The following is a 12473-nucleotide window of genomic DNA, read 5'->3' as shown; positions in this document are numbered from 1 at the left end:
ATGCCTGCATCCGAACGCAATAACCTATCTGATCATGACCTGCTCGTCACCGTAGCTGGTGATGTTGGACACATAAAAGAGCAGATTGATCAGATAATCGATGGTGATATTCCGAGCTGTGCAGTGGAGAAGAAACGCATGGAGACAGCCGAACAACAGATCGAAAAGCTCTGGAAGACTCGCGCATCGGCGATCAGTCTCAATCTGCTCTGGGGAATATCAGTCACTCTCTATGGCGCTCTCATCGTGTATCTGATATCACGTTGACATTCCGCACAAAATACTCAACATCGGCTTTACTGCCCGACCTCTCCGGAGGCGGGCTTTTTTATTGACTGGAGGGTCAACAATGAAAGTCAACCTTACAAAAACAATTGCGCTGATCGGCACGTTGCCGACAATCGTAAGCTCGGTCAAGGAGCTCGTTACTGAGTTTGAGGACGACAAGTCCACTGGCGTGGAGAAGAAAGCGACAGTTCTCAAGGCGCTTGAGATCGGAATGGAGACAGGAACAATGCTCCTCGATGTCCAGCTTCCTACCGAGGCGGTGATGGCAATCGCAGGCAAGCTCATTGACCTGATCGTCGAGGTCAAGAACAGAATCGGCGAGTTCACACACAAATCTGCCACGGCCACTGCAACTGCCGTAATAGGCACTGCGGCTGCGCAGTAGGCAAATTGTTCCGAAGGGTACCGTCGTGATGACGGTACCCTTCGGAACCATGGTCATGATGACCACGGAGGAGGTTATCTTGCAACCCAACTTCATTGAAAAACCTGCAGCAAATCTCAGTAAGCGAAAGCAAAAGCCACTCTTGATTGTGCTTCATCATTCCGGTGGAAATGCTCTGGGTGACCTGAACTGGCTCACAAAGGCAGTATCATACGTGTCGGCTGATTTCTACATCACCAAGGATGGAGTGATCTATAAGCTCAATCCTCAGTTGTCGGAGTATTACACCTGGCATGCGGGAGTCAGCGCGTGGAACGGGCGCAAAAACATCAACGATATCTCGTTCGGCATTGAGCAGGAACACAAAACAGGCGAAGCGTGGACTACAAAGCAAGTCCAGGCTGCGGCTCGCTTGTGCGCTTGGCTGATATCAAAGTTCGGTCTGTCGCTCGCCGACCACTGCATTCAGTCTCACGCGGCAGTCGCCACTCCGAAAGGCCGCAAAACTGACCCGGAGAATTATCCATGGGAGGCTTTCGGGAAGTTGGTCAGAGGTTATCTGCAGTAGATTATTAATGGGCAGGGAGTAGTGTCTCTGCCTCTCTTTTTTTGCATCATTAAGCGAACAAGTGTTCGAGCTTTTGGAGGTAATTATGTCCACAAAACTTCATTCCCCAATTCAGTGGTTTGGCGGCAAGCAGCTGCTTGCCAAAAAGCTTCTTCCACTCTTCCCCGAGCATCATACCTATGTCGAGCCGTTCGGCGGAGGCGGCTCGCTACTATTATCTAAGGACCCCAGTCCGGTTGAGGTATACAATGATCTTGACGGCGACCTGGTCAATTTCTTTCGAGTCCTCCGCGATCCGACCCAGTTTGCCGACTTCTACCAGCGCGCCTGGCTCAGCCCTTACAGCCGGGAGGAATACAATTTCTGCCGCCAGCATCTCAATGATGACACCGATCCGGTTGAGCGAGCGCGCAGGTTCTTTGTGCTGGCCAGGTTCAGTTTCAGCGGTATAGTCGGTAATGCTTTCGGCCTGGGTGTTACTTCTTCATCGCGCGGGATGGCCGAAAAAGCGTCGGCCTACAAGAATGTGCTCTGTATGCTTCCGCTCATTTCTGAGAGGCTCAGCAGAGTAGAGATAGAGTGCTACGACTTCCGCCGGATTCTCAAAATATATGACACGCCGGAGACGTTTTTCTATCTCGATCCACCTTATGTGCCGAGCACTCGCCGCGCTGGCGGCTACCGGCACGAAATGACGGAAGAGGACCATCAGGACCTGGTGGAGCTGCTGCGGCATGTCAAGGGCAAAGCAATGCTTTCCGGCTATCCCAACGAGCTATACGACACTCTCGGCTGGCAGCGGCAGGAGTGGGAGGTCAACTGCAAAGCTGCCGGACGGACGCGGGCAAGCGGGCTGCAGGGCGTTGGGGCGATGGGTGAGAGACAGAAGAGGATAGAGTGTGTGTGGAGGAATTACTAATTATGTCCATACAATAAAACCGCCAAAGATGCAAAAAAAGAGGCATCCATCCTGACACGATTTGACATTAAGCCAGTATTGTAATACATTAAGTGCATTGACTGACGCTGGCAAGTTTTCTGATAGAAAGACTTGTTCGGGGGCAAAATGAACGTTCACAAGAAAGAAGCCGTTAATATACTGTCCGAAGCTCTTACAACAATCGGTTACCCCTCAGAAGCTTTGGAACGAGACTTTCCAGTCCCCGTACCTATCCAAAAAGTCCGGGTTAATGTCGACTTAGTCGCTTTTGGTGATTCATTACGTAAAGATCAACAGACCGCATGTATAACAGGCACCTGGGTGGATTCATCCAAGGCAGTGGGAAAAGTTCTAGAGCCGTCTCTGTATCTGGCGAGTCCCATCGCTGCTTTGCTAAGCCCTCGCGAGACTACGTTCTATACAGTTCACTCTAATGCTCATCATATCCCCAAGCCGGTAAAAATCGGCTATGATAAACTTGAGCGATTCCTAAGGGACAACCTTGCAACATTCGAACCTCGCACTTTATTAAAGGCGAAAACCCGCAATCACCATTATCTTCAACACTCGCTGTTTGATTTCGACCCTGATCTACTTGCGTACGCACTTAATATTACCGGCAATCTGCTTAAGGAACGAGTGGAAATGGCGGTGGCCGAAGGATCGCGGATGGACAGGAAAGTATTACTAGATGAGCATCAAGTGTTGGAGGCTACGATTCGTCTTGTAGCTGCACAAGCAGTTGCTGAGAAGGCCCCAAACCTACTCGAATCAGATATGAGAAGAGCATCCGTTCGGGAATTGCTGCCATGTGTCCGTCGCCTATTTCCTCACTATTTTCCGCCGGAAGCGGAGGAGGTATTGGATTATAGTGTCTTGGATAATATGCTAACGACTCTCAGGTGCGGAATGTCTTTTCGGGCACTTACAAACGAGGTATTGAGCGACGTATACGAGAACGTCTTTCTTACACCACATGATAAGTACCGTAAGAAGTACGGCATTCACTATACGCCGACAGCTCTTGCTCGCCAGATATTGCAATGCGTTCCGCTGGAAGAGTTGCCTCGGGAACAGAGAACAATTCTCGATCCTACATGCGGTTCTGGAACATTTCTTCGTGCAGCATATGACCGTTTGGAGCAGCTTCTGCCCAAGTGGTATACACCGTCTGAGCGCCATGAATATCTGTCCCAGCACATACTCGGCATAGATGCAGATCGCGTTGCGAAGGAAATAGCGACAGTCTCTCTGATCCTGCATAGCCTTCCATCAGGGAACAACTGGAAAGTGAAGTGCGGGTATTTTCCCCAGGATTTCGACAATTCACTCAGACCATCGATCATAGTTGGCAATCCTCCATTTGGTGGTGATGCGGAGGACGGTGAGTCCCAAGTGCAGCGTATGCGCGAACTTAGGTCTCGTTCCGAAGAACGTGCATCTGCTTTCTTGATCAGCAGTTTGAATATGCTGGCCGATGATGGCTTTTTGGCCATGATACTGCCAGAGACATTCCTGGATAGCAGCACAAGTGCTCAGCAACGTCGGCTGTTACTGGATAAGGCTGAGATATTCGAATTGTGGCATCTGCCACGGGACGTGATGCCGATGTCATCAGCATCGACCGTGGTCATGTTCGTCCGTAAGATACGGCAGACTCCACAATTCGCCTTTCCCGTCAAAGTTCAATGGACGGTTCATAGGGAGGATGATCGAGAGGCACTCCTCCAGCATGGACGGCCAACTTTCTCAGAGGTCTCATTGGCGGCTAAAGAATGGCGGGATTCGTGCGTGATTTCTACGCTACCTCTCGGTGAGATGTGGAGTCGGCTTTGCGAGAGAGGTGTGTTGTCAGATCGGGCCAGCGTCTTTAGCGGCCAACCCCCTACTGGGGGGCGATTCAGCAAACGAGAGTCCGGTCCCCATTGGCGAAAATGGCTCGGAGGGCAAAAGTTCCTTGCGGCATTTTGCTCTAACTGGTCTGAGCAGGATCGGCTCTATGCCGAGTTCCCCGGAACGTTTACAAAACCAATATCGTTGGGTGTCTTGAACCGCATGTCAGAGTCAAAAGTGATCGTTAGCGCACGCGCTATACCCGGCGGGAATCCATGGCGACTGTATGGTTGTGTGGATATAGCTGGCTTGGTTCCATCCAACTACATGCACTGCATTGTGCCTAATGAAGGAACCGAAACGACACTGGAAGAGATTGCGGCAGTTGTAAACGGCACCGTTGCCAACGCTTGGGCCTATTTTCGAGGAGCATCGCGGTCGGTATCACCGGTTTTGGTGGAACAGGTTCCTTTCCCTTGCTTCGATAAGGTTCAGCAAAATCAGATCGTTGAACTGGTTCGCCGCCTCTCAGAGCTAAGTCTGTTTGGCACGCACGAACCGGAAGATCGAAGAAAGCTCTTCCTTGAGATTGACTTCATACTTAGGCAAGCCTACGAGCTTAGCACCTCAGAGTGTGCCTTCTTGGACACTCTTTTCGCTGGGTTTGGCCCACCTAAAGAGAAGTGGATGATGGACACACCACTACCATCTAATGAGCCACAAAGGCCGGGAGGCGAACCAGTTCCCATCGTTGGAGTTGTAGAGGACTTGGATGTTACAAACCGTCGAATGAGAATCTGGGTGAGCAGCAGTGATATTGATGACGAAGCTGTATGGATTGCAATTCCTACTGAATGCTCAGGATGGTTACTAAGAAAGGAATCCACATTTTCTGCTGATCTATTGTACTCAAAGCATCACGAACCAGTCTTAATGTGTATTCAGCCTTTAGATTATGGATATTTAAACAACGATGAACTGCTTTCGGGCATAGGTGACTAGAATCATGCGGCAAACCAAAACAAATACAGTATTTGAGGCCGTATTTTTTAATGTGGGGCAAGGTGACTGCTCAATGGTAATTGACTATGGTGGCAAAACTGCAGCTATGATTGACTGTGCTAATGCCAAGCCCACTATTGAGCGACTTACTGATCTAAGCAAGAATGGTATCAAGCTTGATATGATCGTACTAACACATTGCCACGAAGACCACTATGCTGGGTTCGTAAGAGTTCTTAGTAGTGTGGATATTTCTGCGCTTACTTATTTCATTCTTGGCCTATCTTATAAACGAGACACGCGAGCAGGAAAACGATCACGATCTGTGATACAAGGAATCAGACAAACAATCGCTCAACATTGTAAGGCAAAACCGACATTTCTACTCCCTAATGGGTCTATACAGCTTGGGAACATGAGTGTAAATTCCATCTATCCGGATGAAAACGACATTCTTGATATTGGGTTTGGTGATTTTTATACCACTTCTGTATGCAATGATATAGGAACGGTAGTGAAAATATCATATAAAATAGATGAAAAGACATATGGGATTCTCGTTGGTGCCGATAGTCAAGCCGAGGCTTGGGGTAGGATTTTATCTAATGGTTTTGACCCACAAGCCAATGTGTTTCGCTTTCCACACCATGGTTCTGATTTTTCGAATGATCAAGTGTCCGTCGATGATGTATTGAATGCAATCCAACCCGAATATGTCGTGATCTCAGTTGGTTCTATTAACAAATACAAACACCCTTCCGAAAGCGCAATACGGGCAATTTCAAAATGTCAATATGTCAAAAAGATACTTTGCACTCAGGCGACACATCTCTGCAGTGGCAATTCAAGTGACACTAATGTGCCTTGCGCGGGAGATATATCTTTCTGTTTCAGTTCTACAGGTATTCAAGTAACACCTGACGATCACGATCATGCTTGCAGAATAAAGTGTTTTTGTTCGCCAATTTGCAAGTGACTGCTATGTAAAACCAATGTGCATCGAGTCAATCAAACCTGCCATAATGCACATATACTTTTTGCATTACTTCTGACTGACAAATGTTAAGTTTGCAGCTCAATTGCTATCTACGTACTGACGTTGTGAAGAACAAAAGATAATTAGTGGCATCCGGGCATACTGCTGCACTACTGGACTACAATCCCTGAGAACTCAGACATAGACGAGATCAAAACCAGGCTGCGAGTTGTTTTGAAAGAGAAGTTTGCATATTGATAGAAAGATATACAATCCCAATGAGGTCCTCCATAACAGCTTACACAGGAGCAATCTGCCGGATTTGCTTGACGACGTGGTCGGTATTAAGAGAACTACGCTGCTCTACACCCATGCTTACGTTTTTTTTGTTGGGTGTAAGATATCAGTAGCGAGTTTGAATAATCATACTCCAGCGCTCCTTACAAAGCTCCTCGCCCCTGCGGAGCGAATGCGCTCGGCAAATGGCTTTACCTGTCAGTGCGATACGAGGAAGAAAGTGGCCATCTGATATGGCAGAATAAGTTACGCCGATCTAAACCCATGCCCGCGTTTCTTGTTGAGTGTAGCTGTGAAGCGAAATGAGGTAGGGAATATACATATACCCCGGTTCCCCTTGGGACCGCCATGCTTCTCACCAATAAGCCCTTGGATCGGTTATCGTTCCCACGAGCTTTTTGCATTCTGGGTGGCTATTTCCGAATCCGGCAAACCTCAACCACTCAGTTATATCAACTTCCAGCGGACCTTCTCACTTATTTAGGTAAAAACCTGCGCTTGAGTCCCCAGCATCCAAGATTAAACCCCTTGCGCACCGGATTATTGTGCACCTAAATGAATACAGGCAGCCATCTTATGATTGTGCACGTGATCAGATAGGGATAGGTTTCTTCGGGGATTACTCTGTAGCGATGCGCCATTTGTTGGTTGATTAGTTTCGGGATTCGGAAATCGCCACCCAGGAAAGATAGTATTGTTTTTGATAGTATTGTTTTTGTTGACAACCTGGCTGATTGTGGATAGAATGTGGGCATATTGTTGAGTTATTTTCCTTTTTGGCTGAATGTCCAGCAGCTCTTGGAAAATGCTTCTAGATATAACAAATAATATTAGGAGCTGTTGAATTGTTTCTTCGATTCTTGAAAGCAGTGGGTTGGCGTTATCCAAAATCAATTTTTACCGTGCTTGGTGCATTTTGGCTTGTAATTGATCCAGCCATCGGATTAACAGGAAAATCGATCAATCTAAAATATTGGCAGCTACTATTATTTTCGGCGATGGCTGGCATTTTGTGGATGATTATTGATGGCTATTATATTTCTGGCTTCTTCAGGAAAAGCATCCAGATAATGAGCAACGGCTTTGATACGAAAATCATTGTGGAATTTGCAGACATGTTCTGCAATAACGGATGGAAAGCAATTGCCGTTAATGATTTTTTTGATAGCATAGTGGATAACAAGCATATAGCAGAAAGAAGTGTGCATGGCAATGTACTTAAAAAATATTGGGGTGGAAACATAAACGATTGGGATACCCAAGTAGCAGAGCAGTTGAAAACTATTGATTCTACTACTGTTTCCCGTGCAAGTGGTAAGCAACAGAGATATGATATTGGCTCAACAGCAGCTGTTACAACAGGTGGCAATAAGTTTCTCTTTGTGGCTCTCACACACACAGATATTAATACATTGCAAACAAAAGCGGATTCGTCTGATCTTAATAAAGCTCTCAGGGGATTATTGACAAAAGCGCGTTCTGTATGTGCAAATGAACCAATCAATATTCCTCTCATGGGCTCTGGCTTAGCAAGAACGGGTATCAAGAGCAACATACTCGTCGATCTTATTCTAACAGCTGTATTTGAGGAGACAAAGTTTAACAAAATCTCAGATGAGATTCGAATAGTATTACCTACAGTGAAGATGTCAGAGATAAACCTTATATCAATAAAGCAAAATTGGAGCTAGTAATGGCATATCGAAACGGAACATACATAGCTTTTGATGGGCTGGGAGAAACAAATCCAGTACTTTCAGATTTCAAGTATTTTGCCGACATTAAAGCTTGGAATGCTAATAATAATATAGAATTTGCATATGTTGACAGCCATGAAAAAACTTATGCTGTTAGGGATACAAGTCTCGATGCGACTCTCGAGTCAAGGATTAAAGAGCGCCTTTCCTATTCAAAAAATATGGTTGTAATACTTAGTTCTGATACTCGTAAATCAGGGAGCAAACTCTCATACGAGATCGAAAATGCTGTCGATAATTATAAACTACCGCTGATTATAGCGTATGTTGAATATAAGGCGATTGCTGACCCGCAAAAGCTCTCGAGTTACTGGCCAACAGCTCTCAGTAAAAGGATTAATAATACAACCGCCAATGCAATTCATATACCTTTTGCTAAAAATGCGCTTCTTGATGCTATTGGACAATTTGATGTACTTAGCATGAAACTAAATGGCAGTGTTAATCATTATTCACACGAAGCTCATGAAGCATTTGGATACCTAACATGCTATGACACATTCTGTAATATTCGCAAGTAAGTGTAGATGGAATATTTTCTGGGTGGCAATTCGCAAATTGCCACCCCAACACCTAACCCCTAACACCCATCACCCAATCAACATCTCCTTCACCCTCTTAAACCCCTTCGCAAGAACCTCAATCATATCCTCGACCTCTGAGATCACACGCGAGGGCGTGGAGACATTTATAGTGAGCTTATCCGTCTGGAAATAGTGCGTGCGGTGCTGGCGGCCAATCTCAAGGCAGACGCTCTGTGTCAGGCGCACGCCATGGCCGAAGTGGACAATCACCTGTTTTTTGAGGGTAGATATGCTTGCGATCCCAAGCTCATAACAGCGCAGGCGGAGCCTTAATATAGCGAGCATGTTCCATACGGCCCTCGGCGGGTCGCCGAAGCGGTCTTCAAGCTCGTCCTGCACAGCCTGCACATCATCCTTGCTCTTTATGGCTGCCATCTTCTTATAGAAAAGGATTCGATGCGCCTCGGTGGGCATATATCCCTGCGGGATGAATGCGTCCACAGGCAGGTCCACGGGCGGCAGCTCGATCTCACTGACTTCCTCACCCTTAAACTCCGAAATAGCCTTGGACAGCAACTGGCAGTAGAGATCGAATCCGACAGCGGCCATCTGACCGCTCTGCTCGGCGCCGAGTATATTACCCGCGCCGCGGATTTCGAGGTCACGCAGTGCAATACGATATCCGCTGCCCAGACCCGTGAACTCCTTGATAGCGGCAAGCCTCTTCTCGGCGATCTCGCTCACCACCTTGTCCGGCCTGTAGAGCAGATAGGCATACGCCTGCCTGTCCGAACGCCCGACCCGCCCCCTGAGCTGATATAACTGAGCCAGACCGAGCTTATCTGCGTCATTTAGTATGATCGTATTTGCGTTCGGGATGTCCAGACCGCTCTCGATGATGACCGTGCACACCAGGATGTCGAACTTGTGCTCGTAGAAGTCCATCATTACCCGTTCAAGCTCGCTTTCAGGCATCTGACCGTGCGCGATATCGACCCGGGCATATGGGACCAGCTTTTGCACCTGTTCCGCCACATGACCGATGTTCTCGACCCGGTTATGGACGAAAAACACCTGCCCGCCGCGGTCGAGTTCACGCACGATAGCGTCGCGCACGATATCGGACTGAGCCTCACGAACCATGGTCTTGATCGGCTGGCGTCCCTCCGGCGGGTCGTTGATTATACTCATATCTCGAATGCCCGAGAGTGACATATGCAGAGTGCGCGGTATGGGTGTCGCGGTCATGGTGAGCACGTCGACAGTCTTCCTGAGCTGCTTTAGCTTCTCCTTGTGGCGCACTCCAAAGCGCTGTTCCTCATCTATAATCAGAAGACCCAGTTCCTTGAACTCGACATCTTTTGAAAGGAGCCTGTGCGTGCCTATCGCGATATCGACCGTCCCGAATTTGAGCCCCTCAGTGGTCTCCTTCTGTTCTTTCTTGGTGCGGAAGCGCGAGAGCAGGCCTATCGAGATCGGGAATGCCGCAAGACGTTCGCTGAATGTGTTGAAGTGCTGCTGCGCAAGGACAGTAGTCGGGCAGAGCACAGCCACCTGTTTGCCTTCATTGACAACCTTAAATGCGGCGCGTATGGCGACCTCCGTCTTGCCGTAACCGACATCGCCGCAGATCAGGCGGTCCATAGCCTTGGGCTGCTCCAGGTCGTACTTGACGTCGTGAATTGCTGCGAGCTGGTCGGGAGTCTCGCGGTATGGAAACGCCGACTCCATCTCCTCCTGCCATACCGTGTCCGGGCTATAGCTGTGTCCGCCCAGAGCCTGCCGCCACGCATAAAGCTCGACGAGTTCTTTCGCCATCTCCTGAACAGCTTTTTTGACCTTGCTGGTCGTGCGCTGCCATTCGCTGCCGCCGAGTCGATGGACTGTAGGTGGGCTGGCTTCACCGCCGATATATTTCTGCACTCGGTCAATCTGCTCAGCCGGCACGTAGAGCTTATCGTCGTGAGCATATTCCAGTAATAAGTATTCGCGCTCCACGCCGTTCGTGGTGAGCTTGTGAATGCCTCTATAGTATCCGATGCCATGGTTTACATGGACCACATAATCGCCCTCTTTGAGATCGAGGACGCTTGAGATCGGTATGCCCTCATGGGAAGCCTTGCGCGGACGGTGGAGCCTCTGCGCTCCGAATATGTCCGAATCGGTGACGACCATCAACCCGGCGTCATTGAGCTTGAATCCCGAGCGAAGCGGGGCCTGCGCTACATATACGCCTGGAATCAGGGTGTCGGGCGCAGGGATGCCGGAGTTCGCGTCATCCTGCGAGCCGCCGCCGATATCCTCAAGTCTTGCAGCCATGATCTGGAACTCAGCCAGGATTTCGAGCATGCGTTTGGCCTGCTGGCTGGCAAGGACTACTGTCAGGTCATTAGACTGCCATGTCTTGACCTGGTCGGCTACAGCCTCCAGTTTGCCGCCGTAACTCTCCATCGGTGCGGAGTCTATCTGAACAATTACGTCAGACTTTGCCCAACTGACCGGTCTCGGAAGCAGTGTGAGCGCGACGGCCTGGCGGCTCGCCAGGGCGCGCTTGACAGTGGATTCGAACGGCACATGCTGCCTTCGCTGCGATGCCAGCAAAAGCCCTCTGCCTGCCCTGTTTATCAGAGTCTCGACCATCTGCTCCTCGTGCTGCTCCCAGTGGCTCTTGATCTGCATAGGCTCATCCAGCACTATCAGTGCGTCGGCAGGCAGATAGTCAAATATTGAAACCTCATCGGACAAGAGATACGGCAGATAATACTCAAGCTCGTCGAAATAGTCCAGGTTCTCGATCCGGCGAATATCATCATTGACCTTTTCTGACAAACGTTTTGCGGACTCACTGTCATCCGACTCCGCCAGGCTCTTTAGCTGAGCGTCGAGTTCTTTTTGGATCCTGGCTATTGCGCTTTTAGCCCTCTCGCCATTTAAGAGCACCTCGCGCGACGGCAAGATCAGCGCAGACTCGACCTTGGACGTAGAGCGCTGGCTGGCGCTGTCGAAGTGTCGGATGCTTTCGACTTCGTCACCCCAAAGTTCTATACGTATCGGACTTTCATGATTGGACGCGTAGACATCGATTATGCCGCCGCGTTTGCTGAACTCGCCGTGGCGGTCCACCACATCCGCATGCTCATAGCCCATGCTTACCAGCAACGTCGCGAACTTGTCCATGTCCATTTCGTCGCCGACCTTGACGCTGGCATATGAGCACAGCAGTTCGCTGCCGGTCATGGTCCGCCTCAGGGCAGCATTTATCGGTGCCACTATCACAGATTTTTCGCCCAGCGCCAGAGCCTGCAGCGCCGCAAGTCTCTCGCCAATCACACTGTAGTTGGGCGGACCCTCCTCATATATCAGCGAGTCGCTTGGAGGATAGAACATCACCTGATCGGCGGGGATTCCATATAGAGGCAGGTCTTCGGCTATACGCTCGGCCTGCTCATAGGTAAATGTGAGCACGAGTGTTGTGCGCTGGACGTGAGAATAGAGTCCGGCGAGTAGCCAGCCTTTTGCAGCGGCGGCTAACCCCTCCACCTGGACCAGTTTAGCGCCTTTAATTATAGAATCGGTCACTTCGCGTGACTTGGAGAATCGCTTATTTATTTGAAGAAGATTTTGCAAACTCATTTTAATGCTTAGTCGACCCTTTTCAAGCTGTTCGGATTACAAGGAAATGGTAATTATCATACATATGTAATTATACTTCAACACCCGCTCCAGCGCAGGGTGCGTGTCAAATTCACGGATTATTAATCGCGAAAGAGCGAAATTTCCGAAAGCACGAAATAGGATATGGTCTTAATATAGAAGCAAACCATAAATTGCATTGGAATTCATTTCACTCGCTGATCCTTTCGCGTTTTCGCCCTTTCGTGTTTTCGCGATTAGAGCAACCTG

General features: G+C 48.9%; 9 protein-coding genes. 8 read left to right on the top strand and 1 reads right to left on the bottom strand.

Features of this window, described 5'->3' with window-relative positions; all coding sequences use genetic code 11:
• From ABFD83_14755 to ABFD83_14720, 8 genes are all read left to right on the top strand, one after another.
• On the top strand, positions 1 to 267 hold the full coding sequence (locus ABFD83_14755) for a hypothetical protein (protein MEN6358330.1): 267 nt from the start codon (positions 1 to 3) through the stop codon (positions 265 to 267).
• An 82-nt stretch (positions 268 to 349) separates the two neighbouring features.
• On the top strand, positions 350 to 673 hold the full coding sequence (locus tag ABFD83_14750) for a hypothetical protein (GenBank protein ID MEN6358329.1): 324 nt from the start codon (positions 350 to 352) through the stop codon (positions 671 to 673).
• Positions 674 to 752: 79 nt separating this feature from the next.
• Positions 753 to 1241 carry an N-acetylmuramoyl-L-alanine amidase gene (locus ABFD83_14745; protein ID MEN6358328.1) on the top strand — a complete coding sequence of 163 codons (489 nt, stop codon included), beginning with the start codon at positions 753 to 755 and terminating at the stop codon, positions 1239 to 1241.
• Positions 1242 to 1326: 85 nt separating this feature from the next.
• Complete coding sequence (locus ABFD83_14740) at positions 1327 to 2160, top strand: DNA adenine methylase (protein ID MEN6358327.1); 834 nt, start codon at positions 1327 to 1329, stop codon at positions 2158 to 2160.
• 147 nt (positions 2161 to 2307) lie between these two features.
• Complete coding sequence (locus tag ABFD83_14735) at positions 2308 to 5016, top strand: N-6 DNA methylase (GenBank protein MEN6358326.1); 2709 nt, start codon at positions 2308 to 2310, stop codon at positions 5014 to 5016.
• A 4-nt stretch (positions 5017 to 5020) separates the two neighbouring features.
• Positions 5021 to 5992, top strand: a complete 972-nt coding sequence (locus ABFD83_14730; protein MEN6358325.1) for an MBL fold metallo-hydrolase — start codon at positions 5021 to 5023, stop codon at positions 5990 to 5992.
• 1142 nt (positions 5993 to 7134) lie between these two features.
• Entirely contained in the window at positions 7135 to 7980 is an 846-nt protein-coding gene (locus ABFD83_14725; GenBank protein MEN6358324.1) for a macro domain-containing protein, read from the top strand.
• Between the two features lie 2 nt (positions 7981 to 7982).
• A complete protein-coding gene (locus tag ABFD83_14720; GenBank protein MEN6358323.1) occupies positions 7983 to 8567 on the top strand; it encodes a TIR domain-containing protein in 585 nt (194 codons plus the stop codon).
• A gap of 69 nt (positions 8568 to 8636) precedes the next feature.
• On the opposite strand, the gene mfd is transcribed toward ABFD83_14720, so the two are convergent.
• Positions 8637 to 12203: a transcription-repair coupling factor gene (gene mfd / locus ABFD83_14715; GenBank protein MEN6358322.1), complete on the bottom strand. Its 3567-nt coding sequence runs from the start codon at positions 12201 to 12203 to the stop codon at positions 8637 to 8639.
• Positions 12204 to 12473: the final 270 nt, after the last annotated feature.

It is taken from the genome of Armatimonadota bacterium (genome assembly GCA_039679645.1).
Taxonomy (GTDB): domain Bacteria; phylum Armatimonadota; class UBA5829; order UBA5829; family UBA5829; genus UBA5829.
This window is presented reverse-complemented; position numbering and strand designations above follow the sequence as displayed.

Excerpts from the sequence above, each read along its gene's own strand:
- ABFD83_14720 (MEN6358323.1), top strand. The coding sequence starts at position 7,983 with ATGGCATATCGAAACGGAACATACATAGCTTTTGATGGGCTGGGAGAA.
- ABFD83_14750 (MEN6358329.1), top strand. The coding sequence starts at position 350 with ATGAAAGTCAACCTTACAAAAACAATTGCGCTGATCGGCACGTTGCCG.
- ABFD83_14730 (MEN6358325.1), top strand. The coding sequence starts at position 5,021 with ATGCGGCAAACCAAAACAAATACAGTATTTGAGGCCGTATTTTTTAAT.
- ABFD83_14735 (MEN6358326.1), top strand. The coding sequence starts at position 2,308 with ATGAACGTTCACAAGAAAGAAGCCGTTAATATACTGTCCGAAGCTCTT.
- ABFD83_14755 (MEN6358330.1), top strand. The coding sequence starts at position 1 with ATGCCTGCATCCGAACGCAATAACCTATCTGATCATGACCTGCTCGTC.
- mfd (MEN6358322.1), bottom strand. The coding sequence starts at position 12,203 with ATGAGTTTGCAAAATCTTCTTCAAATAAATAAGCGATTCTCCAAGTCA.
- ABFD83_14740 (MEN6358327.1), top strand. The coding sequence starts at position 1,327 with ATGTCCACAAAACTTCATTCCCCAATTCAGTGGTTTGGCGGCAAGCAG.